The 23,528-nt window shown below is 52.8% G+C and carries 22 protein-coding genes; 13 read left to right on the top strand and 9 right to left on the bottom strand.

Annotation, left to right across the window (positions count from 1 at the left end):
- Nucleotides 1-174: 174 nt before the first annotated feature.
- Complete coding sequence (locus U2W12_RS05230; protein ID WP_326499612.1) at nucleotides 175-651, top strand: hypothetical protein; 477 nt, start codon at nucleotides 175-177, stop codon at nucleotides 649-651.
- The gene (locus U2W12_RS05225; RefSeq protein WP_326499611.1) at nucleotides 644-1,834 is read left to right on the top strand and encodes a (Fe-S)-binding protein; all 1,191 of its coding nucleotides are present in this window, start codon (nucleotides 644-646) and stop codon (nucleotides 1,832-1,834) included. Before U2W12_RS05230 ends, U2W12_RS05225 begins: the two co-directional genes overlap by 8 nt.
- 84 nt (nucleotides 1,835-1,918) lie before the next feature.
- On the opposite strand, the gene speD is transcribed toward U2W12_RS05225, so the two are convergent.
- The 4 genes from speD to U2W12_RS05205 form a co-directional block, all read right to left on the bottom strand.
- Complete coding sequence (gene speD, locus U2W12_RS05220) at nucleotides 1,919-2,728, bottom strand: adenosylmethionine decarboxylase (RefSeq protein ID WP_326499610.1); 810 nt, start codon at nucleotides 2,726-2,728, stop codon at nucleotides 1,919-1,921.
- A 4-nt stretch (nucleotides 2,729-2,732) separates the two neighbouring features.
- A complete protein-coding gene (locus U2W12_RS05215) occupies nucleotides 2,733-3,152 on the bottom strand; it encodes an OsmC family protein (RefSeq protein ID WP_326499609.1) in 420 nt (139 codons plus the stop codon).
- 375 nt (nucleotides 3,153-3,527) lie between these two features.
- Nucleotides 3,528-3,890: a hypothetical protein gene (locus tag U2W12_RS05210; protein ID WP_326499608.1), complete on the bottom strand. Its 363-nt coding sequence runs from the start codon at nucleotides 3,888-3,890 to the stop codon at nucleotides 3,528-3,530.
- A 184-nt stretch (nucleotides 3,891-4,074) separates the two neighbouring features.
- Nucleotides 4,075-4,257, bottom strand: coding sequence for a hypothetical protein (locus U2W12_RS05205; RefSeq protein WP_326499607.1), 183 nt, complete (start codon nucleotides 4,255-4,257; stop codon nucleotides 4,075-4,077).
- A 656-nt stretch (nucleotides 4,258-4,913) separates the two neighbouring features.
- On the opposite strand from U2W12_RS05205, the gene zwf reads away from it, so the two are divergent.
- The 8 genes from zwf (at nucleotide 4,914) to U2W12_RS05165 (ending at nucleotide 16,946) form a co-directional block, all read left to right on the top strand.
- Nucleotides 4,914-6,380: a glucose-6-phosphate dehydrogenase gene (gene zwf / locus U2W12_RS05200; protein ID WP_326499606.1), complete on the top strand. Its 1,467-nt coding sequence runs from the start codon at nucleotides 4,914-4,916 to the stop codon at nucleotides 6,378-6,380.
- Between the two features lie 150 nt (nucleotides 6,381-6,530).
- Entirely contained in the window at nucleotides 6,531-8,351 is a 1,821-nt protein-coding gene (gene edd / locus U2W12_RS05195) for a phosphogluconate dehydratase (RefSeq protein WP_326499605.1), read from the top strand.
- A gap of 776 nt (nucleotides 8,352-9,127) precedes the next feature.
- Nucleotides 9,128-10,135, top strand: coding sequence for a GlxA family transcriptional regulator (locus U2W12_RS05190; RefSeq protein WP_326499604.1), 1,008 nt, complete (start codon nucleotides 9,128-9,130; stop codon nucleotides 10,133-10,135).
- 352 nt (nucleotides 10,136-10,487) lie between these two features.
- The gene (locus tag U2W12_RS05185; protein ID WP_326499603.1) at nucleotides 10,488-12,281 is read left to right on the top strand and encodes a hydrogenase maturation protein; all 1,794 of its coding nucleotides are present in this window, start codon (nucleotides 10,488-10,490) and stop codon (nucleotides 12,279-12,281) included.
- Nucleotides 12,282-12,291: 10 nt separating this feature from the next.
- Nucleotides 12,292-13,140, top strand: coding sequence for a response regulator receiver protein (locus tag U2W12_RS05180; protein WP_326499602.1), 849 nt, complete (start codon nucleotides 12,292-12,294; stop codon nucleotides 13,138-13,140).
- Between the two features lie 33 nt (nucleotides 13,141-13,173).
- Nucleotides 13,174-15,111 (top strand): MHYT domain-containing protein, encoded by a 1,938-nt coding sequence (locus U2W12_RS05175; RefSeq protein WP_326499601.1) that lies wholly within the window; start codon nucleotides 13,174-13,176, stop codon nucleotides 15,109-15,111.
- A 9-nt stretch (nucleotides 15,112-15,120) separates the two neighbouring features.
- Complete coding sequence (locus U2W12_RS05170; protein ID WP_326499600.1) at nucleotides 15,121-15,483, top strand: response regulator; 363 nt, start codon at nucleotides 15,121-15,123, stop codon at nucleotides 15,481-15,483.
- 14 nt (nucleotides 15,484-15,497) lie between these two features.
- The gene (locus U2W12_RS05165; protein ID WP_326499599.1) at nucleotides 15,498-16,946 is read left to right on the top strand and encodes a response regulator; all 1,449 of its coding nucleotides are present in this window, start codon (nucleotides 15,498-15,500) and stop codon (nucleotides 16,944-16,946) included.
- A gap of 86 nt (nucleotides 16,947-17,032) precedes the next feature.
- Here the strand turns inward: U2W12_RS05165 and U2W12_RS05160 are convergent, their stop codons facing one another.
- The 4 genes from U2W12_RS05160 to pqqA form a co-directional block, all read right to left on the bottom strand.
- The gene (locus U2W12_RS05160) at nucleotides 17,033-17,419 is read right to left on the bottom strand and encodes a hypothetical protein (protein ID WP_326499598.1); all 387 of its coding nucleotides are present in this window, start codon (nucleotides 17,417-17,419) and stop codon (nucleotides 17,033-17,035) included.
- Nucleotides 17,420-17,759: 340 nt separating this feature from the next.
- Complete coding sequence (gene pqqC / locus U2W12_RS05155; RefSeq protein WP_326499597.1) at nucleotides 17,760-18,491, bottom strand: pyrroloquinoline-quinone synthase PqqC; 732 nt, start codon at nucleotides 18,489-18,491, stop codon at nucleotides 17,760-17,762.
- A 10-nt stretch (nucleotides 18,492-18,501) separates the two neighbouring features.
- Nucleotides 18,502-19,413 (bottom strand): pyrroloquinoline quinone biosynthesis protein PqqB, encoded by a 912-nt coding sequence (gene pqqB, locus U2W12_RS05150; protein ID WP_326499596.1) that lies wholly within the window; start codon nucleotides 19,411-19,413, stop codon nucleotides 18,502-18,504.
- Nucleotides 19,414-19,532: 119 nt separating this feature from the next.
- Entirely contained in the window at nucleotides 19,533-19,607 is a 75-nt protein-coding gene (gene pqqA, locus U2W12_RS05145) for a pyrroloquinoline quinone precursor peptide PqqA (protein ID WP_006892363.1), read from the bottom strand.
- A 353-nt stretch (nucleotides 19,608-19,960) separates the two neighbouring features.
- Between pqqA and U2W12_RS05140 the strand changes: the two genes are divergently transcribed.
- Nucleotides 19,961-20,167, top strand: a complete 207-nt coding sequence (locus U2W12_RS05140; protein ID WP_326499595.1) for a hypothetical protein — start codon at nucleotides 19,961-19,963, stop codon at nucleotides 20,165-20,167.
- Between the two features lie 100 nt (nucleotides 20,168-20,267).
- Here the strand turns inward: U2W12_RS05140 and U2W12_RS05135 are convergent, their stop codons facing one another.
- Nucleotides 20,268-21,017: a molybdopterin-synthase adenylyltransferase MoeB gene (locus tag U2W12_RS05135; protein WP_326499594.1), complete on the bottom strand. Its 750-nt coding sequence runs from the start codon at nucleotides 21,015-21,017 to the stop codon at nucleotides 20,268-20,270.
- A 135-nt stretch (nucleotides 21,018-21,152) separates the two neighbouring features.
- Between U2W12_RS05135 and groES the strand changes: the two genes are divergently transcribed.
- Both groES and groL read left to right on the top strand, forming a co-directional pair.
- Nucleotides 21,153-21,440: a co-chaperone GroES gene (gene groES, locus U2W12_RS05130; RefSeq protein ID WP_326499593.1), complete on the top strand. Its 288-nt coding sequence runs from the start codon at nucleotides 21,153-21,155 to the stop codon at nucleotides 21,438-21,440.
- Nucleotides 21,441-21,491: 51 nt separating this feature from the next.
- Nucleotides 21,492-23,150: a chaperonin GroEL gene (gene groL / locus U2W12_RS05125; protein ID WP_326499592.1), complete on the top strand. Its 1,659-nt coding sequence runs from the start codon at nucleotides 21,492-21,494 to the stop codon at nucleotides 23,148-23,150.
- Nucleotides 23,151-23,528: the final 378 nt, after the last annotated feature.

Below are 23,528 nucleotides of genomic sequence, written 5' to 3'. Positions count from 1 at the left end.
CATGGCTGAATCCTGGCAAGCCGTTCTGTAAAAATGCTGAACTTTATCACTTTCTCAAAGCTTGATCTACTTTCCTCGCCGATAAAAAATCCATGCGCAGAATACGCCCCGCCAACCGGCCAACGGCAAGAAGGTCTGGTATCATAGGCACACGATCAATGTTCAGGAATATGAATGCAGCCGCAACTCGATAATGCTCAAATCAACTCGGATCTGATGGCTCACCGAACGGTCATGGTGATCATGGCGACCGGCTTGGCGGCCGTCGTCGCAGCTTGCATCCTGCAAGGCGAACCGTGGCAATTGCATTGGCCCGAAGAGCGCCTGATCACGTATCGTACGCTGTTTTATGCGCTTGCGATCATCATCTTTCCACTGACGAATCTGATCCGCTACATTCAAATTCGCCTGTGTCAAACGATGCCCGGAGACAAACCCGCAAAGCGCCGCTATCTGGCGGCTGTCGCCGTATCGATGGCGCTGGTTGAAAACATCGGCCTCTTGGGCGTGGCGCTGTTTCTGCTCGGCGACGGGTACAATACGTTATATATCTTTACCGGCCTGGCCGCGCTCGGATTCATTTTGTACCGCCCCAAGCCTTCGGAGTATCTAAACATCGTCGAAGCGCTCGCTCGCAAAGATGGTGAATGAACTGTTACAGGATGCCGACCTTTGTGTGAAATGCGGCCTGTGTCTGCCGCATTGCCCGACCTACCAAGAAACCTGCAATGAAAACGAATCGCCGCGCGGACGTATTGCGCTGATTCAGGCCTATGCCGACGGCCATCTCGACGCAACCCCTGCATTGCTCGCCCACATCGACAATTGCCTGTTATGCAGATCATGTGAAAAAGTCTGTCCGGCCGAAGTTCCCTATGGCCGGCTAATCGACCGTTTTCGCGCTCGAACCCAATCCTTGCAGCCTTTTTCGCCAGCCGTGGCGCTGCTCAAACGGATCGCGGCCAATCACACGCTTCACCGCTGGGCGCAGGCGGGACTTCGTTTTTACCAAACCCATTCGCTACAACGGCTCGGCCTGCTGCGCTTGCTAAATCTGGACGCAATGAATCGACTGTTGCCCTCCCTGAGCGACTCGGTGGAGCCCTTGCAAAGCTACTACACCGCACATGGAAATGCTAAAGGCGATATCGGCCTGTTCACCGGCTGCATGGGAACGCTGCTGGATCAATCGTCGTTGCAAGCGGCAATCAAATGTCTGACCGCGGCCGGATTCAATGTTCACGTCCCTGCCAAACAAACGTGCTGCGGCGCGCTCGCGCAGCATGACGGCAATGCGGATGTTGCGAGCCAACTCGCCGAAAAGAATTGCCGCGCCTTTGCGATTCCGAATCTAACCGCGATCGTTTCAATCGCATCGGGATGCGGCGCGCAGTTGAAAGAATATCAAAATGCCGATTTAGCGGTAAAAATTGTCGATGTAAGCCGATTTTTATCCCAAAATGCCGATTTTTCGAACCGCCTGGCCCCGCTTGCGGCCACAGTCTGTCTGCATTCTCCGTGTTCGCTGAAAAACGTGATGCGCGACGAAGAAGGCGCGTTGGCCTTATTGCGGCAGATTCCTGAACTGAGCATTGATGAATTGCCCAAAGCAACGCTTTGCTGCGGAGCGGCCGGCAGTTATGTATTGAAACACCCTAAGATGGCGAATGCACTGGTTGATCAGGTGCTAAACGCGGCAATCGCCACGCAAGCCGACACGCTGATTACATCAAATATCGGCTGCTCGCTGCATATCGCGGCCGGATTGCGGGAAAGGGGAGAAAACATGAAGGTGTTACACCCGGTGGAGTTGCTGGCGCAACAATTGCGGTGACGATTACGGAATTGCCGTAACAAGCGCCCCCGATAGGGCGTGGAAGACAGCGTTCTCACGCAGAACATGAGAACGCCAAAGCTCTTAATCGGCCACCCTGATCTTCTTACGGCGATAGTTGTGTCCGTAAAAAATCTCAGTGACTTCGGTTTGCAGTTTCTTTTCGATTTCCGTTTTTTGCATAGTATTCAAATTACTTTCTTTTTCAAAAAGGTAATTTTCCAGTTCGAACTCCTTCAACATCATTTTGGTGTGGAAGATGTTTTCCTGATACACGTTCACATCAATCATCTGATACAGTTCCTGCGTATCCTTCGCGATATAGTTCTGGATCGAAGTGATGTTGTGATCGATATAATGCTTCTTGCCGGTGATGTCGCGCGTAAAACCACGCACTCGGTAATCCATGATAACGATGTCCGACTCGAAGCTGTGAATCAGATAATTCAGCGCCTTCAGCGGGGAAATGCGACCGCAGGTCGACACATCGATGTCCGCACGGAACGTGCTGATGCCGTTATCGGGATGGCTTTCGGGGTAGGTATGCACCGTGATATGGCTTTTATCGAGATGCGCCAATACTGTGTCGGGCAACGGACCCGGCGTCTGGCTGTTCATATTCGCAGGCGGAGTCACATCGCCTTCCGAAATCAGCATCGTTACGCTCGCGCCCTGCGGATCGTAATCCTGATGCGCGATATTCAGAATTTGCGCGCCGATGATGTCGGCTACATCCTTCAAAATCTGCGTCAGACGATCGGCATTATACGCCTCGTCGATATACTCGATATAAGCCTGCTGCTGCTCGGCCGGCGCATAACAAACATCATAAATATTGAAACTCAGCGACTTTGTCAGATTGTTAAAGCCGTGTAATTGCAACTTATTTTTCAACGCATTAAACCTCGATCACTTCAAAATCATGGGTGATTTCCACCCCCGCCTTACCTAACATTATCGACGCGGAGCAATATTTTTCCGCCGACAGTTTGACCGCCCGCTCAACGAGCGAATCTTTTAAATTGCGACCCTTGACGATAAAATGCAGATGGATTTTGCTAAACACGGCAGGCACCGCATCGACGCGCTCGGCAGTCAGTTCCGCCACGCAATCGACGATGTCATTCTTGCCCTTTTGTAGAATCTGTACAACATCAAATGCCGAACAACCGCCTACGCCCAACAACAACATTTCCATAGGACGCAAGCCCATATTCCGGCCGCCGTGGTCGGGGGGGCCGTCCATCACGACCGCGTGACCGCTGCCGGATTCGCCGACAAACATCACGCCGTCAACCCATTTGACAGTCGCTTTCATTGCTTTTGTTTCCCCGATAAAAAAAGACGCATAGAGTAGCACAGAAATGCGGATTGGCAGAGATTCGATGTTGATTTTTTTGTAAAAAATCCCCTCTCGCATCCTGACATGATAACGCAATGAATCGGGACGGAAGGCGTCAAGTTTACGGTCAACGCAGGTTGATATGGTAACCGGGATTAATGACAGAAGAATGAAATATCCACTCGACCAGCAAGAAGACAAGCCGCTGTGCCGATTGCGGACTCAAACCGAGGGCTTTACGAGATGGTATAAAGGATCGGCGCGAATTCATTGAACATTAGGGGGAATAATGCAAATGAGTCCGCGCCGATTACTGCGGGCGGGAAAAATTAACCGGTAAACCGGAGCGACTTAGCTCTTGCCCGGAATCAGACCCGCCGTGCCTGGCTTCAGACGCTTGCAGGTCACGACAACGTCTTCAACATGACATTGTTTTTTACCCGCATCGGCGCCTTTACAATCCTCACAAACAGCCTTGCCATTGTCTTTGACTTCGGAAACATACCAACCGTAGCCCTGAGTTTGGCAAAAACGTTTGCTGTAGTTATTAATGTTATAAGGCTTGGTCGCCTTAGCGACCGCTTCAGACTCGACAGCGCAGCCAGGTGAAGGCAACGTGTTCCCCATCAAATCCCTAAAAATATATTCGGATGCCGAAGCGCCGCCCGAAAATACGGTTAAGGCGACGATCAGCCATGTAAAATTACGTTTCATAGTTTCTCCTGTTCGGAATGTTTAAGAGCTAAACTGCGCTCCATCTTGACCGAACGTGAAGCCGATCAATAAAACGCGCATGCAGCCAAATGCGTCGCACACCGTTAAGGCACCAATCCATTCCATCATTGCAGGCCTGAATTGGCGCGTTTTTTCCGCTAGCACAACGACAATGTATCGAGAATTAATTCAACACTCGGATATTCATGGAGACTTTTTCATCATCCGCCATTTGTTTGATCGGCGCATATTTTTCGTTCTCGCTCTGCTTGACCATCAGGATGCCGGTCACGATCACAAATACCGCGCAACCTACGTATATCCAGAACCGGTCTTTAACTTGTACTTCTTCGCTTATGCTACTCATGCTGTCCACCTCGAAAATATAATAATTATTGTGCCTTAAATCCGCCTGTAGCGTCTTTCTTCAACAATCAACCGACTTGGTTGCAGATCGGATCACATCCCGGTGATCCGTGTTTGGCAACCATTTGTACACCCAATCACCTCAGCGTTCCTTGCGCTACGCCGGCATCCAGCCTTGCGGGGTTGCAGCATATAAACGACCCTCTCCAGGATCAATACTTCCTGAATCATCTCGCTGCAACGCGTCATTGACGCCGATCTGGCGCTCACTACATAATGGGGTTGTTTTCAGCCCAAGAATCATCCCGACTCGATTTTCCTATCGAGGCAAACATTTATATCTTAATTTTCAGCAATTATGCTGCCACGACCCACACAGCGAAAACTATCGCCAACTCCAATAGTAGTGAATCGATACTATAGTTGTAGTCACCTGCCGTGTCAATAAATTTCGAGTCGAAATTATAGAAAGTCAATTTTTCCCCTGACAATCGACTGCTCGCACTTCCCGAACTGACTTGCAAGTCAGCCTGCGTCCCCACGTGACGGCCTTGGCGATTTAAGCGCGCATTGCAATGAGTACGGCGGTAATGGCGGTTTTCTGCGATAATACGGCCGCTCGTTTAATCCCCACTTGACTTGTTAAATGCATCTCCAATGAAGGACAAAAAATTCAAACCCTGCGATCTGGTCATCTATGGCGCCCTCGGCGATTTAACCCGACGCAAGCTGCTCATTTCGCTGTACCGCCTCGAAAACGCCAATTTGCTCGAGCCCGATACGCGCATCATCGGCGTCGACCGTCATGCCGGCGAAAGCGCTTTCTATATCGACGTGGCGCACAAGAGTTTGCAGCAGTTTTTGAATGAAAAACTCGACGAGGACGTCTGGAAACGTTTTGCCAAGCGTCTGTCCTATCTGCAAATCGATTTGACTCAAATGGAGCAGTATCAACGCCTGCACGAGGTGATCGACCAGACGCAACGGGTATTGGTCAATTACTTTGCTGTCGCGCCGTTTTTATTCAAAAGTATTTGCCAGGGACTGGATCAGTCGGGCATCTTGACGCCCGAAGCACGCATGGTGATGGAAAAGCCGATCGGCCATAATTTGAAGTCGTCGAAGGAAATCAACGACGAAGTCGCGAAGGTGTTCAACGAAGACCAGGTTTACCGAATAGACCATTACCTCGGCAAGGAAACGGTGCTGAATCTGCTCGCCTTGCGTTTCGCGAATTCGATCTTCACGACCAATTGGGACCACAATACGATCGATCATATTCAGATAACCGTCGCCGAGGACATCGGCATCGAGGGACGCTGGGAATATTTCGACAAAACAGGTCAGTTGCGCGACATGGTGCAGAATCATCTCTTGCAAATCCTGACCTTTATTGCAATGGAGCCGCCTGCCAACCTGGAAGCCGAAAGCATCCACAACGAAAAAATCAAGGTGCTGAAAGCGCTGCGCCCGATCACGGCCAAGAATGTCGATGAAAAAACCGTGCGCGGCCAATATAGCGCCGGTTATGTGAAGCGCAGCCCGGTACCCGGCTATCTCGAGGAAGAAGGCGCGAATACCGCCAGCACAACCGAAAGCTTCGTCGCGATCCGGGTCGATATCGACAATTGGCGCTGGGCCGATGTGCCGTTTTATCTCCGCACCGGCAAGCGCATGCACAACAAGCGCACCGAAATCGTGGTCTATTTCAAGCGCGTGCCGCACAACATCTTCAAGGACAGCTATCTACGCCTGCCGCCGAACAAACTGGTCATTCATTTGCAACCGAACGAAGGCGTCGAAATCGAGATGCTGAACAAAGTTCCCGGCATCGATGAAAACCTGAAGATTCAAAAGACCAAGCTCGATTTGAGTTTTTCCGAGGCCTTCAAAAAGAGCCGAATTTTCGGCGGCTATGAAAAACTCGTGCTCGAAGCGATGCGCGGCAATCCGACGCTGTTTTTGAGCCGCGAGGAAATCGAGCAGGCCTGGACCTGGATCGATTCGATTCAAAACGCCTGGGCGAAATCCCCTGAAAAACCGAAGCCGTATCAAGCCGGCACCTGGGGACCGATTGCTTCCGATCTGCTGCTCGACCGCGACGGCCGGGCCTGGGAAGGCTGAGGGTAGCGGCGCGGAGCGAATAGCCGCAGGGCACCAGCGCGCTTCGCTTATCCACCCGCTTTCGGAACGATCCAGCTTGCTTTTAGCTCATAAGATTTATTCATTATCATTGGCGAACTTTAAGAGATCGCCGCTCAGCAGGTACTCACTATGCATCCAGTCATTGAAAAAGTCACTCGTGACGTAGTCAAACGCAGCCGCGAAAGCCGCGCGATTTATCTTGCCCGCGTAGATTCGGCGGTCGAACAAGGCCCGCGCCGTCTGACGCTTGGCTGCGGCAACCTCGCGCACGGATTCGCAGCCTGTTCCGCGGCCGAAAAAGCCGATCTGGCCGGCCCGCAAAAAGCGAACATCGCGATCATTTCCTCCTACAACGACATGCTGTCCGCGCACGAGCCATACAAGGATGCCCCGGCGCTGATCAAAGCTGCGATCCATGAAGCCGGCGGCGTCGCCCAGTTCGCGGGCGGCGTGCCGGCGATGTGCGACGGCATCACCCAGGGCCAGCCCGGCATGGAATTGTCACTGTTCAGTCGCGACGTGATCGCGATGGCGACCGCGGTCGGCCTCAGCCACAACATGTTCGACGGCGCGCTGTATCTCGGCGTCTGCGACAAGATCGTGCCGGGCCTGTTGATCGGCGCATTGACTTTCGGCCATCTGCCGGCCGTGTTCGTGCCGGCCGGACCGATGACCAGCGGCATCACCAACAAGGAAAAATCGCGCGCCCGGCAAAAATTCGCCGACGGCAAGATCACCCGCCAGGAGCTGCTCGAGTCCGAATCGAAGTCCTATCACGGCCCCGGCACCTGCACCTTCTACGGCACCGCGAACAGCAACCAGATGATGGTCGAAATCATGGGACTGCATCTGCCCGGCTCCTCGTTCGTGAATCCTTACACGCCGCTACGCGACGAACTAACCAAGGCTGCCGCACAGCAAGTACTCAAATTCACCGCACTGGGCAACGATTTCCGCCCGATCGGCCATGTGATTAACGAGAAAGCGATTCTGAATGCAATTATCGGCCTGCTCTCGACCGGCGGCTCGACCAACCACACGATGCACCTGATCGCGATCGCGCGCGCGGCCGGCATCATTATCAACTGGGACGATTTCGATGCGCTGTCGCGGATCGTACCGCTATTGACCCGCATCTATCCGAACGGCCCGGCGGACGTGAACCATTTCCATGCCGCCGGCGGCATGGGCGTGCTGATCGCCGAGCTCCTGGCCAACGGCCTGCTGCATGAAGACATTCTGACCATCGCGAACGGCAAGGGCCTGAAAAACTACACCCAGGAGCCGAAACTGAAAGACGGCCACCTGGTGTGGGAACCCAGCCCAGCGGCCTCGCTCGACCCCGAAGTGCTCAGAACCGTCGCCTCGCCATTCGACGCATCGGGCGGCCTGCATGTAATGCACGGCAATCTGGGCCGCGGCGTCTCGAAGGTGTCCGCGGTCAGCAAGGATCACCGCGAAGTGCAGGCGCCGGCCGTCGTGTTCGACGATCAGGACGACATGATGGCTGCCTTCAAACGCGGTGAACTGGACAAGGATTTCATCGCGGTGATCCGCTTCCAGGGGCCGAAATCGAACGGCATGCCGGAGCTGCACAAACTGACTCCGCCGTTGGGTCTGCTGCAGGACAAAGGCTACAAGGTCGCCTTGATCACCGACGGACGGATGTCCGGCGCCTCCGGCAAGATCCCTTCGGCGATCCACATGTGCCCGGAATGCGCCGACGGAGGCCCGCTCGCGAAAGTGCGCAACGGCGACATGATTTATTTGAACACCGAAACCGGCGAAGTGAACGTGCTGGTCGACAAGGACGAGTTCAATGCGCGCAAACCCGCGGTCAACAGCGCCAAGGATCACCATCACGGCATGGGCCGCGAACTGTTCGCGGGCTTCCGGTTGAACGCTTCCTCCGCCGAAACCGGTGCGACGAACGTGTTCGTTTACGATTAAGACAATCCTTCTTCCTATCGAGAAGGAAAGTTATTCGACCTGGAGCGTGCGGGATGAATATCCCGCCTGACTCCAGGCGATGCGCATCGTTTATTATTTTTTCGATCGAGATGAATGCAGTAATCTATCATGGCGGCTGCCACTGCGACAGAGTTCAATTTACAGTCGAAACACCGGAGACATTGAGGTTGAAGACTGTAATTGCGCGATCTGCACAATGGTAGGCTTCCCTCGCCTGATCGTCCCGCATTCAAAATTCAAACTGCTGTCGGGACAAGCCGCGATCACCGCCCATCGTTTCAATAGCGGTATCGCCCGGCACACGTTTTGTCAGGTTTGCTGAATCAAATCATTCTCCATCCCCAGATCCAATCCCGACGGGGTAGATGTCAATCTCAGGTGTTTACAAGAAAAACCCCGTTCGATCAAAATTGTTCCATTTGATGGAAAGCATTGGAAGGGCAATGCCCATGCTCCGATCCATAAGAGCCCAGGCGCATAACACGGCCTTCAAAATAACTCCCTCGAATGCCCTTATTCGTATCATCTCGAATGGTAACGGGAACCAGGCAGGATTTATAATCCCGCCCGGCTCGAATTTTTCACCGCGCCCTCTCTCCAGCCCATACAAACAACTATCGCAGATTAAAAATGCGCTTGGTTTGAAATGCCCCCCGACTTAAGATTGTCCGAAATTGCGGGATTTTTGTCTTTTATCCGGCAAAAAAAAGTAACAATCTAACAGCTACTCCAAAAGCCACGGGGGGACGATTTCCATGACTCATGCCAGACAATCGATCATCTTGCAGCATCGCCACATCGCGATGGTGGTCTACCCGGACTGCGAAATCGTGGACGTAGCAGGACCCATGGATGTGTTTTGCTTCGCGAATTACGCACTGCGTATGGCGGGACAAATTGCCGAAACCGAGTCGGTCTATTCGTTGTCGCTGATCGCGGAACAGGCGGGGCCGATCAAAACCGCATCCGGCATGCGCATTCTCGCGGATTTTGCTTATGACGACGTTCCTGACGGCATCGATACCTTGATGGTGACCGGAGCGCCATTTTCGGTTGATTCCTGGACCGATCAAAAGCTGGTCCAGTGGCTGCAGTGCATGATGCCCAAGGTCAGGCGCATGGTGTCGATATGCACCGGCGCGTTTTTGTTGGCCGAAGGCGGATTGTTGAACAACCGCAAAGCCACCACTCACTGGCTGTATTGCGAGCAAATGGCGAGGCAATACCGGAAGGTTCAGATTCTGCCTGACAAAATCTTCGTCCGCGACGGCAGTATTTACACATCCGGCGGCGTCACCGCCGGCATCGATTTGGCCTTGAGCCTAGTCGAAGAAGACTGGGGCTGGGAAGCTGCCGCAAGCGTCGCGCGCGGCATGCTGATCTTCATGCGCCGGCCTGGAGGCCAATCGCAATTCAGCAGTTTTGCATTTAACGAGGCGAAAAACCGTAAGGATTTCCGCGAATTGCAAGCCTGGATCGCCAGCCATCCCGAGGAAGACTTGAGCGTGGAAACACTCGCCGACCGCATGGCGATGAGCCCCAGAAATTTCTCGCGCGTTTTTTGCCATGAAATCGGCATGACCCCGGCAAAATTTGTCGAGCGCACTCGCCTCGAAGCGGCGCGCAACATGATACTGCGCTCCGATCAACCGATGGAAAGCGTTGCAGGCAAATGTGGTTTCAATAACGCAGAACAAATGCGCCGTACGTTTCAACGGTTTTTGAATATTACGCCTCAGGAGTATAGGGCGAATTTTAAATAGACCAGGCAGCACGTATCGGGCTGAACCGACTCTCGCAGGCCAAATGAGGAGGTGCTCACGAATCATAACGACCGTCATGCTTATGCAAGTGCCCCAGACACGCTTCATAAGCAAAAAATCTCGCACGGACAGGCTCATCATACCTGTGTACCGTAGGGCTAGCGCCCCCCCTAAAGCGTCGGTTGTTTTCCGTATTCGGTAGCGGAGCGAATTTGCCTCGCTGCCCGGAACCATGGAAAATCAATCGTTTGACTTTGCGGGCTAGCTTGTGCGCGCCCCCTTTCGGGAAGAACGAAGCGGATGCCAGGCTAAAAGCCTGGCCCGCCATAACAAAAATAGAGGAGAAGCCATTATGCGAATTTTACTGATTTCATCATCCTACAACGGCTTGTGCCAACGCGCGCATGTGGAGCTGGAAGCCTTGGGCCATGACATTTCGATCACGCTGGCATTGAGTCCGGACGATGTCCGAAAAGGCGTAACCTTGTTTCAACCCGATGTGATTATCTGTCCGTTCCTAAAGGAAAAAATACCGGAAGACGTGTGGAGCAAGAACCATTGCTTCATTATCCATCCTGGCATCAAGGGCGACCGGGGGCCGTCGTCGCTGGACTGGGCGATCATGAACGAGGAACAGGAGTGGGGCGTCACCGTGTTGCAGGCGGTTGAGGACATGGACGCCGGCGATATCTGGGCGAGCGAGACTTTTACGATGCGCCCGGCCAGCAAGGCGGGGATCTACCGACGCGAGCTGACCCAGGCTGCGATCAAAGCGATGCTTTTAGCCGTCAAGCGCGTCGAATCCGGCAGCTACCGGCCTGAACCGCTCGATTATTCAAAACCCGACGTGCGCGGCGAACTTCGACCCTTGATGAAACAGCATGAACGCAGGATCGATTGGGAACATGACCATGTCGCGACGATCCTCAAAAAAATCAACGCAGCCGATAGTGCGCCCGGCGTACTCGATGTGATAGACGGCCAGGAATATTATCTCTACGGCGCACACGAAGAAAGCATGCTGCAAGGCTGGCAGCCGGGCGCGATCATTGCGCAACGCCATGGCGCGATCTGCCGCGCAGCGATCGATGGAGCGGTCTGGATTTCGCATCTGAAGCGCAAGAACATCGTCAAAATCCCGTTCTACAAACGCTTTCTGTCGCATGACAAACACTTCGATTTCAAGCTGCCGGCAGCAAAAGTGTTGGGCAGCGTATTAATTGACACGCCAGAATCGCCGATCGATCCATTATTCACGGGCACGGAGGCAACATTCAAGGAAATCTGGTATGACGAAAAAAATCAGGTCGGCTATCTCCATTTTAATTTTCATAACGGCGCAATGTCGACCTCGCAATGCCGACGGTTGGCCGAATCCTACCGCCAGGCGCTGGCGCGGCAAACTAAAGTCCTTGTTTTAATGGGCGGCAGCGATTTTTGGTCGAACGGCATTCATCTGAACGCAATCGAAGCAGCAGAGAATCCGGCCAACGAATCCTGGCGCAATATCAATGCGATCGACGATTTCGTTTATGAAATTTTGACCACCGAAAACAAATTGACCATATCCGCGGTCTGGGGCGGCTGCGGCGCGGGCGGCGCGATGGCAATTCTGGCTGCCGACAAGGTCTGGGCGCGCGAAGGGGTGATATTCAATCCGCATTATAAAACGATGGGTTTATACGGCTCCGAATACTGGACCTATTCTCTACCGAAGCGGGTCGGGCCGGTCAAGGCCCTGGAACTGACCGAGACTCCGCTGCCTATCGGCACCAAAAAGGCTAAGGCAATCGGCTTTATCGATGAGATTTTGTCCGACCACTATGATGAATTTCTGCTGCAGATCCGCCAAAAAGCGGAAGCTTTGGCGGCGGACCCTCAATACCCCCGATTGCTCGAAGAAAAGCTTAAAATCCGCCAAAAGGACGAGCGCGTAAAACCATTGGCCGCCTATCGCGCCGCCGAATTGCAGAAAATGAAAATCAACTTTTCGGGCAAATTTTACGGCGGCGAAGTCAATTATCATGAAGCCCGCTACAACTTCGTGCATAAAGTCAGACCGAAGGAAACCGCGGCTTATCTGGCCAAGCATATGCGTCTAGACGCTGCCAAACTCAGCGAATTAAGACAACCTTTGGCTTATTAAGGAGGCCGTCATGTTTTTCAAACACTGGCCGGTTTTGTTAGTCGACGATGAACCCGATGTGCTGGCGATTTCAAAGCTGGCGATGAAAAATTTCGAAGTCTATGGCTTGCCGCTAAAAATTTATACCGCGTGCAGTAAACAGGAAGCGATTTGGCTGATCAATGACGACGTTGAAGTTGGCTGTTCTTTAGCTGTCGCCATGCTCGATGTGGTAATGGAAACCGAACGAGCAGGGCTTGAACTCTGCGATTTTATCCGCAACAACCTTGGCAATAAACTAACCCAAATCTATATCCGCACCGGCCAGCCGGGTATCGCACCGGAACGCGAGGTTATCGATCGCTACGATATTAACGGCTATTTCACGAAGGTCGAAGCAACCGAAGACAAGCTGTATTCGTTGATTAAAAGCAGCATCCGCCAATATCTCGCCTACGGCATGGCACTGGCGACCATCGAATTGTCGAACAATCTGGTCGAGGCTGCGGGATCACAAAGAAAGCTACTTTATACACTTTCGCCGATTGGCGGCCTCAGTCCTGAACAGGCCGAAACGCCGCGCTGGCTGATCGTTGACGGCCAGGTACTGTTTGCCGATGAAATCGATGCGGACCGTGGCATGCTATTGATGGAGCGGCTTGGCGCTGAGGAAGGCGTGCCGCTGAATCCCGCGGGCGACCGCTATATTCGGGATGATCAAGGTTACTGGCTGATCGAAGTACGTGGCAGCCCTTCCCAGGCAAAGGTTGCGTTTTTGTTTAAAAGCCGTTTTAGCCCGCCCGAATTGATCGTGAGCCTGATGCATGGCTTTGTCAGACAACTCGCGATGATTTGGCGGCAGAGCCGAGCGGATCTTTAGTCAATTTGTGTAACAACATCCGCCTAAGCCGCGATGAACCATTATTTCTACGACGGCAGAGACTTGAGCCTGGCACTGGAAGCCCATTACGACGCAGGTCTGGTCGCACTGTCGATCGCGATCGTCAGTCTGGCGTCTTATGCGGCTCTCAGCGTCGCGGGGCGCATCCGCGCCGCCGATTCCGGCAATAAACGTCGAGTCTGGCTGCTGGCCGGCTCATTGACGATGGGCGGCGGTGTTTGGGCGATGCATTTCATCGCGATGCTAGCGCTTAAGTTGCCGATTGCGGTGAGCTATGACATATCCATCACGATCTTGTCCACCGCACCGGTCATATTATCCAGCTACGTGATGCTGGAAGTCATCAGCCGTTCTAAAATCAGCAAATTAATCATCTTGGCCAGCGTGCTAATGGGGTTCGGCATCGGCGCGATGCATTATATCGGCATGGCCGCCATGCAAGGCATCTCCCACCGCTTAATCATGTTGTTCGAACCCAAGCTGGTAGCGCTTTCCGTGCTGACAGCCGTGGTGCTATCGGGTGTTGCGTTGACAATCGACTTTATAATGGGGCGCAATAAAAAAGGCTCCGGCGCGATATGGACTAAAATCGGCGCTGCCATGGTGATGGGCTTTGCTGTTTCAGGCATGCATTATTCGGGTATGGCGGCAACCTATTTTTTTGCCGGCGATACCTCGCCAGTCTGGGCACAAAGCTCTTTAAATACTGCCGCACTCGTTTTCTGGGTGTCATTCACCTCTGTATTGATTGCCTCACTGGCGATTTTCATCACGATCGTCGACAGCCGGATTCAGCAAGCAACAATTGATGAAGCAGTCAGCCGCTTTCGCATGCGGGAAGCCATAGAAAGCATCCCTGACGGTTTTTGCCTGTTCGACATGGAAGACCGCCTGGTCGAATGCAATCAGCGCTATCGCGAAATTATGAACTTCGGCGTACCGATCCTACCGGGCATGTCTTTTGAAACGATCATGCGCGGAGCTGCCCAGGCCAAGATGATTCTCGACGCTGACGGCTGCGAGGAAGAGTGGCTGGCCGAACGGATGGCGCGGCACCGCACACCGCGGGAAAACTTTATCGAGCATTTCAAGGGCGACCGGTGGATGCGGGTCAGCGAAAGGCGTGTATGGAATACCGGTACTGTCGCGATCCGGACCGACATCACCGAACTCAAGCAAACCGAAATCGAATTGTCCAAAGCGATCGCTGAAGCGCAAAAGGCGCGGGCGGTCGCCGAAGAAGCGAACAGCGCCAAAAGTGCCTTTCTGGCCAATATGTCACACGAACTACGAACACCGATGAATGCGATCATCGGCTACAGCGAGATGCTGCTCGAGGAAGCCAAAGAATCGGGACAAAATCAATCTATCGGTGATTTGTTGAAAATTCATTCCTCGGCGGTGCATTTGCTGGCCATCATCAACGAAATCCTCGATTTGTCCAAGATCGAAGCTGGCAAGATGGAGTTGTGCCTTGAAGAGGTCCATTTACTTTCGGTGATTGAGGAGGTGACCAATACCGTGCGACCGATCATCGATAAAAACGCAAACACATTTTGCATCGACTGCCCCGAAAACGTGCCGGCCATCACAACCGATTCTGTCAAATTAAGACAAATCCTATTGAATCTGCTCAGCAATGCCGGCAAATTCACGCATGCGGGCGAAATCAATTTTAGCGTTGCGGTGGACGCCGAGCCAGAAAACAACTGGATCGTGTTCGCGGTGCGCGATACCGGCATCGGTATGAGCCAGGACCAGGTTGGCAAGGTTTTTGCTGCGTTTACCCAAGCCGACAACTCGACCACGCGCAAATACGGTGGCACAGGCTTGGGCCTAACTATCACGAAGAAATTTTGTGAAATGATGGGCGGCACGATCGCGATCGACAGTGAACCCGGCAGAGGATCGCTGTTTGTGGTCAGGCTGCCGCTGACTTTGTGTTATTAAGGACAAAAAATGCCCAAAATCCTGCTAGTAGAAGACAACGAGTTGAACCGCGACATGCTGTCGAGGCGGCTAATTAAGAAAGGCTACGAGGTCCTGATTGCAGTCAATGGTGAGGAAAGCGTACAGTTTGCCCGATCGCTTTTACCCGATTTGATCCTGATGGACATGAGTCTGCCGGTGATGGACGGCTGGCAGGCTGCATCGCTGATCAAGTCCGAACCAGTAACCCGCGACATTCCGATCATCGCGTTGACCGCACATGCCATGGGTGAAGACCGGCAAAAGGCCCTGGATGCCGGCTGTGACGATTACGATACAAAACCGATCGACCTGACGCGGCTCCTTACCAAAATTCGACTGTTTGTGACATGAGGAAACAGACTACGATGATCGACCCAAACATTCGCCATGACTTGCTCAATGCCTTAAACCAGATCACCGGATATGCCGAGTTGCTTGCCGAAGATGCCAGCAACGAAGGCCGGCAACAACAATGCGACGATCTCGGCGTCATAAGATGCGCAGCACAAGGCATGGCGCAACGCCTCGAAGACATTTTCTCCTGTGCGCCTCTTGCCAATGCGACCTGCAACGAATGCAGTTTACCTCCAACAGCCACCGGCGCGATCCCTGAAACCGCCTTGGTGAACAAAAACGGCAACGAACGTATTCTGGTGGTTGACGATGACCGACACAATCGGGAGCTTTTATCGCGGCTCTTACAATGCCAGGGTTACCGGATAGAAACCGCCGATAACGGTGTCAGTGCCTTGGCGCGTCTTGCCGACGAAGCGTTCGACCTGATCCTGCTCGATGTAATCATGCCTGGAATGGACGGCATTACCGTCCTGACAAGGCTCAAGGCCGATAATACACGCCGGCCAATTCCGATCATTTTGATATCGGCCTGTACTGAAATGTGCCAGGTGATCAAAGGCATCGAATTGGGCGCGGAAGACTATCTACCCAAGCCTTTCAATTCGACCTTATTAAAAGCCCGCATCGGCGCCAGCCTGGAGAAGAACCGGCTACGCGACCAGGAAATGAACCTGATCAGCCAGGCCATGCAGGCGGAGGCCGCATTGGATCGCCATCGCACCTTGACTCAGGCCGTAGCTGGCGTCGCGCACGAAATCAATACGCCTTTGGGCATCGTGCGCACGGCACTCAGCGTGATTCAGAACCGCCTGTCTCGGACAAAGATTCAAGCCTTATTTAAAACAGACTCGGAAGACGAAGAATTGCTGCAGGACATTTTGGATTCCTCCGCTTTGATGATCAAACATGTCAACAATGCACATCGGCTGGTCGAAAACTTTAAAAAAATCGCGGTCGATCAGATGGTTGAGCAACAGGAAACGGTCAACTTGCCAGAAGTCGTACAAGACGCAGTCGATCTTTTCAAACTTAGCGCCCGGCAGGCCAAACTCGATATTGCGGTCGATGTTTCCGGCATTCAGAAAAACGCGAATTGGCGCGGCTACCCGGGTTATTTGAGACAAATCCTGCTGAATTTTTTACAAAATATCGAACGCTATGCTTATCCTGAGGGACATGGCGGCAAAGTCGAAATCGCCGTGACCGACGGGTTCGATCAACAGCAAAATGAACCCATATTCATGCTGACGGTCCGCGATCATGGCGCGGGTATAGACAGCGAACATATCGCTAAAATATTTGAGCCGTTTTTTACGACCGGTCGGAGCCGAGGTGGCACCGGTTTAGGTCTTGCGATCGTGAACAACATGGTCACGCTGGCGATGCGCGGCAAAGTGACCGTCGATTCCGAACCGGGTTCAGGAACCTACTTTACGGTCACCTTTCCGAAAAGCTGACCTATTCGGTTCCTGATGGGATTCAATCCGCACTAACTCACATTCAATGTGCCGGCGGGTACCAGCCTCGCTGCCAAGGCAGCTATTTAATGCGTTTTGTCGTAGATTGCTTTCATTTCTTGAAAAGAAGCTAACGCACCTCTTAAAGCTTGTTCCGCCGGCTGGACATTGCCGCTCTTAAAATCGGATTGGGCGTTAACTAATTGTTTAACGGTTTTTTCACGTTGACGCTCGGTTACCTCGAAACGAAACTCTTTTTGTTGTTGGCGCGCCTTGCCGATGGCTTTATTGATGGCCTCGCTATCTCCGCCTTGTTCCAGCAAACTCACGGCTTGCTCAAGGCTGGAAATGGTGCCTTCAAGGGCAGACTTTACCGCTTCTTCGCCGGCTGGTTTGGAAAATGCGGCTGTTGACACGCTAGAAAGGGCGGCCGCCATTAGCAAAGAAACCAGGATATTTTTGAAAGAATTCATGCATTTAAACCTAAAAAATTGAGAATAATAGTTTTATATAACCATCAACATGAGACTTTAAGCACAAAAGCGCAAACTCAACTTAACCGACTATATAAGTAGGTTATTCTATCACATAAATTTTAAAACTCGCAGTCGTGACCTCGAGTTCTCATGGCAAGGCTTAATTTCACCTTTCCGAGCCATGTTCAACCGGCAAAGCTGCGAGTCAATCATCCGTCCAACGCCGTGCACCTTGCGATAGTCCGATTGATAGGCGATGATCGGCGTTTATCAAATTGAAGGATAATAAAAAAATGTACGAGCATCTCAAACCCGCATTCACAGCTAATGCGCCCCTTTATGCGCCTATATTGAAATACGGCGGCATCTTGTGAACATAAGCCATATACATCGCATCGGCCATTGTCCACAACACATCCAGCTTGAATTGCAGAATCTTGACCATCCGCTCCTGCTGCTCGCGGGTCTTATACCAGTCCAGAGTGATCTCGAGGCCGTGCTCGACATCGCGGCGGGCTTCGGTCAGGCGCTTGCGGAAATAGATGTAGCCTTCCTGCTCGACCCAGGGATAATGCTCCGGCCAGTTGTCGAGGCGCTGCTGATGGATCTTCGGCGCGAACAATTCGGTCAATGACGAACTGGCCGCCTCGTGCCATTCGGCGCGGCGCGCGAAATTGACATAGGCGTCGACCGCGAATCGCACGCCCGGCAACACATATTTCTCGGAAGTGATTTCCTCGCGGCTCAGACCGACCGCGATGCCGAGTTGTATCCAGGCCTCGATGCCGCCGGGATCGCCCGGATGGCCGTCATGGTCGAGGATGCGCTGAATCCACTTCGCGCGGGTCTCGCGATCCGGGCAATTGGCCAGGATGTTCGCATCCTTCAACGGAATGCTGACCTGATAGTAATAGCGGTTCGCGACCCAGCCCTGAATCTGCTCCTTGGTCAACTTGCCTTCATTCATCAGGATGTGATACGGATGATGAATGTGATAATACTTCTCCATGCCGCGCAACTGGGCTTCAAATTCCTGCCGGCTCCAGGGCTGATTTTCGTTCTGGTTCATGGGGTCTCCGTTATAAATCGATTTCCAATCCGTCGTAGGCGACTTCGATGCCGTTCGCATCGAGGATCTTGCGCTCGGCCGAATCCTCGTCCAGGATCGGATTGGTATTGTTGATATGGATCAGAATCTTGCGCGCCTTGCCGACGCCTTTCAGCACCTCGATCATGCCGCCCTCGCCCGATTGCGGCAAGTGGCCGATCTGCCGCGCCCGCTTCTGGCTGATTTGTTGAGCGCACATTTCGTCGTCGGTCCAGAAGGTGCCGTCGACCATCAGGCAGTCGGCCGCCTGCATCGCCGCCAGCACATGCGGTTCGATCTCGCCGAGCCCCGGCGAATAGAACAGCTTCTTGCCGGTCGAAATCTGCTCGACGATCAGGCCGATATTGTCGCCGTCATGCGGATCGTGGCGGTGCGGCGAATACGGCGGCGCCTTGCTTTTCAGCGCCTGCGTGTAAAAGCGCAGGTCGTCGATGCCCGGAATCGTGAAACTGCCGCCATCGGTCGGCACCGGATGATGATTGACCGTGCAGTAGTGCGAAAGCATGTTGAATACCGGAAAGCCGGTGGTCAAATCCTGCCGGACCATCTCGCTGCAATAGATGTCGAGCGGCTTGCCTTCCCTGAGCATCAAGAGGCCGGTCGTATGGTCGATCTGGCTGTCGATCAGCAAAATCGCCTGGATGCCGGTATCGCGTATGCCCTCTCTCGGCTGAATCGCCGGAAACGCTTCCAGTTGTGCGCGAATATCGGGCGAGGCATTGATCAGCAGCCAGTTACGACTATCGGTGCTGACAGCGATCGATGACTGGGTGCGGGCCTTGCCGTTCATTTCGCCGCGGCGAATCCTGCGGCAGTTGTTGCAATTGCAATTCCATTGCGGAAAACCGCCGCCGGCGCCGGCGCCGAGAACTCTGATCTTCATGAGACGAAACTATCCTGCTGTGACCGAAAAATACCGCATACTATAAGGGAATCGGATTTATCAGGCAAAAAAAAGGGGATCTTGCGATCCCCTTTTTTCTAACCAGACCGAAGTGCTGATTAACGGTTGTAGATATACATGGTGACTTCGAAACCGAAACGCAGGTCCGTGTAGCTTGGTGTTTCCCATTTCATAGTAGTAACCTCCAGAAGTTATTGTGTTTATGCCAGCTTGATCAAGTAAGCCAAGCCGAAGTATACGATGATCTCCGGGCTAACGCAACATTTTGCCAGCGCCGGCTTCGCCTCTTGTTCTGCTTTGTTCTCGAAGGCGAATTGTGTGTTTTTTTAAGTCATTGACAAGGCGCACGAAAAATATAACACCGCATATTTCAATTGCCGATCAGACATTTACGGAAAATCGCCCATCCGCGCAGAGAACGCGCAATTGTCACATTTTTACAGGTGTTTTTTCATCCGGAAAAAGAGTATGATCAAATTTCACCTAAAAGCGAATATAACACACTATAAAATCATGAGGAGGCACTATGGGTGAAGTTACAGAATTGTTTGTGGTGATGCTAATAATCGCCGCCGGGGCTTTCGCACCGCTCGGCTATTTCATATACAAATTTACACAGGTCAATGGCAAACCTTTCGGAGAAACCGAACCGCATGGCGACAGTCCTTCGGCGATCAACGATTTCGCCGAAAAAGTCATCGGCATGATCAAAGGCTTTGCCGGAAGCAAATAGCAATCGCCATTGTTTACGACCTATTCGATAGAGGCACGCAATCTTGAGAATTAAACCCGTCAGGCTTTGAAAACCTGGCGGGTTTGCGCTTGCCATCCCTTTAACCCTCCACACCGCAGACAGGGCATTTCGCGTTTTTTCTCAATTTCATCGTATTAAACTCCATCGTCAATCCGTCCAGAAGCAACAAGCGCCCCGTCAATGCCTCGCCGATGCCGATGATCAGCTTGATCGCTTCCATCGCCTGAATCGCGCCAATAATGCCAGTAATAGGCGCCACAACACCGTTCGTTGCACAATTGAGCGGTTCCTCGCCGTCCATCCGGTACAGGCAGTTGTAACAAGGGCTGTCTCCCCGGCCCGGCGTAAACACAGAAACCTGACCCTCGAAGCGGATCGCCGCGCCCGAGACCAACGGCGTTGCGTGTTGGACGCAGGCCCGATTGATTGCAAATCGGGTCGCGAAATTGTCGCTGCAGTCGAGAACCACATCGGCGGCTTCGACTTCGTCCGCAAGCTCCGCGCCGCTAAGCCGTTGCTTGACCGCCCGAACGGTTACATCTGGATTCAAACGGTTCAAGGTTTGCCGGGTTGAAATAACTTTCGCAATCCCTATATCGTCGGTGTAGTGAGCAATCTGTCTCTGCAAATTGGATAAATCGACATCGTCATCATCGAAAATCGTCAGATTGCCGATGCCGGCCGCGGCTAGATAAATCGAAGCGGGCGAACCGAGCCCCCCGGCGCCGATGACCAGCACCTTGGCGGCAAGCAAAAGCTGCTGGCCTTCGACATCGATCTGCGGCAGCATGATTTGACGGCTGTAGCGTAAGAGTTGGTTGTCATTCATGAGTCATATGAATCGGCTAAGGTAGCGGGGATGATGCCAAAGAACTTGACAGACTGCAAAACCTGTTTATTATTAGCACTCATTAAACGCGAGTGCTAATAAATTTTTAACCTTTAATTTTTTTAGGAGAGATTGATGAAAATACGTCCGTTACACGACAGAGTGATAGTCAAACGCGTTGAGGAAGAAACCAAAACCGCAGGCGGCATCGTGCTGCCCGGTTCAGCCGCCGAAAAACCCAGCCAAGGCGTCATTCTGGCGGTCGGCACCGGCAAACAGCTTGAAAACGGCGACATTCGCCGGCTGGAAGTCAAGGTCGGCGACAAGGTGTTGTTCGGCAAATATTCCGGCAACGAAGTCAAGATTGACGGCGAGGAACTTATCGTGATGCGTGAAGACGACATTATGGGTGTATTAGGCTAAGCCTCCCCGTAACATTATCATAATCATTTAACACATCAGTCAGGAATTAAAATGGCAGCAAAAGACGTATATTTTGGTGATGACGCACGTAGCCGTATGGCAAAAGGCGTTAATATTTTGGCAAACGCAGTAAAAGTGACTTTGGGTCCTAAAGGCCGCAACGCGATCCTGGACAAGAGTTTCGGCGCGCCGACCATCACTAAAGACGGCGTATCCGTTGCAAAAGAAATCGAATTGAAAGACAAATTCGAAAATATGGGCGCACAAATGGTCAAGGAAGTCGCATCTCATACTTCCGATGTCGCCGGAGACGGCACCACCACCGCAACCGTTCTGGCGCAATCGATCGTCAACGAAGGCTTGAAAGCGGTTGCCGCGGGCATGAATCCGATGGATCTGAAGCGCGGCATCGATCTGGCCGTGACCAAAGCGGTTGAAGCGATCGTGGCCTCCGCCACCCCATGCACCGACAACAAAGCAATCGCGCAAGTCGGCACGATCTCCGCCAACTCAGATGAATCCGTCGGTAACATCATCGCCGAAGCGATGGAAAAAGTCGGCAAGGAAGGCGTAATTACCGTTGAAGAAGGTTCAGGCCTGGATAACCAACTGGATGTCGTAGAAGGGATGCAATTCGACCGCGGTTACCTGTCTCCGTACTTCATCAACAAACAAGACAGCATGAGCGTCGAACTGGACGATCCTCTGATTCTGATTTATGAAAAGAAAATCTCTAATATCCGCGAAATGCTGCCGGTCCTGGAAGCGGTCGCAAAATCCGGCCGTCCGTTGCTGATCATTGCCGAAGACGTCGAAGGCGAAGCGCTGGCGACTCTGGTCGTAAACACGATCCGCGGCATCGTCAAAGTTGCTGCGGTTAAAGCCCCTGGCTTCGGCGACCGCCGTAAAGCGATGCTCGAAGACATCGCGGTTTTGACCGGCGGCACCGTAATCGCAGAAGAAGTCGGTCTGTCGCTCGAAAAAGCGGAACTATCGCAGCTGGGCACCGCGAAGAAAGTCCTGGTAACCAAAGATAATACCACCCTCATTGACGGCGCCGGTTCCGAAGACAAGATCAAAGGCCGTGTCGCGCAAATCCGCGCGCAAGCCGATGACGCAACCTCCGATTATGACAAGGAAAAACTGCAAGAACGCCTGGCGAAACTGGCTGGCGGCGTTGCGGTGATCAAAGTCGGCGCGGCAACCGAAATCGAAATGAAGGAAAAGAAAGCCCGCGTCGAAGACGCGCTGCATTCAACCCGTGCTGCGGTTGAAGAAGGCGTCGTCGCCGGCGGAGGTACCGCGCTGGTGCGTGCGATTTCCGCGTTGGAAAATCTGCAAGGCATCAACCACGACCAAACCGTCGGCGTGAACATTCTGCGCCGCGCGATCGAAGAGCCTCTGCGACAAATCGTTTCGAACGCTGGCGACGAGCCATCCGTCGTCTTCAACGAAGTCAAAAAAGGTTCGGGCAGCTTCGGTTACAACGCGGCCACCGGCCAATACGGCGACATGATCGAAATGGGTATTCTGGACCCGGCGAAAGTGACCCGCACCGCGCTGCAAAACGCGGCATCTGTGGCAGGCCTAATGCTGACCACCGAAGTGATGATCGCTGACTCCCCTGCCGACAACAAAGCCGGCGGCGTGCCGGACATGGGCGGCATGGGCGGCATGGGTGGTATGGGCGGCATGGGCGGCATGATGTAATCACCCCGCCTTTAAAGCCTTTTTGCTTTAAGCTCGAAGCCCCGGTTGGACGCATGTCCATCCGGGGCTTTTTTGTTTCTATCTTGTGCTTAACGGGATAAATCGGCGCTTGTCGGCGGTGCTAATGGACACAAATAGATAGATTAACCCGTACAGCCTAATAAGCTTCAACATCATTACGAATCATCCTGCCCAATCATATTTGGTCTAAACTTAAAGCCTATGTCCGGGTGACTTCGCTGTAGTCTTTAATCTGTATTAAGTGCTTCGCGAGAAGTTCGTTTGCAACCTGTGAATAGCAAATCAATGACTTAGAGAGCTCAAGAAATGCCAATGAACTTGTTGCTATTCACTTGTCCCCACCATCAGGTCAACTGC

This window comes from Methylomicrobium sp. Wu6 (genome assembly GCF_035916875.1).
Taxonomy (GTDB): domain Bacteria; phylum Pseudomonadota; class Gammaproteobacteria; order Methylococcales; family Methylomonadaceae; genus Methylomicrobium.
This window is presented reverse-complemented; position numbering and strand designations above follow the sequence as displayed.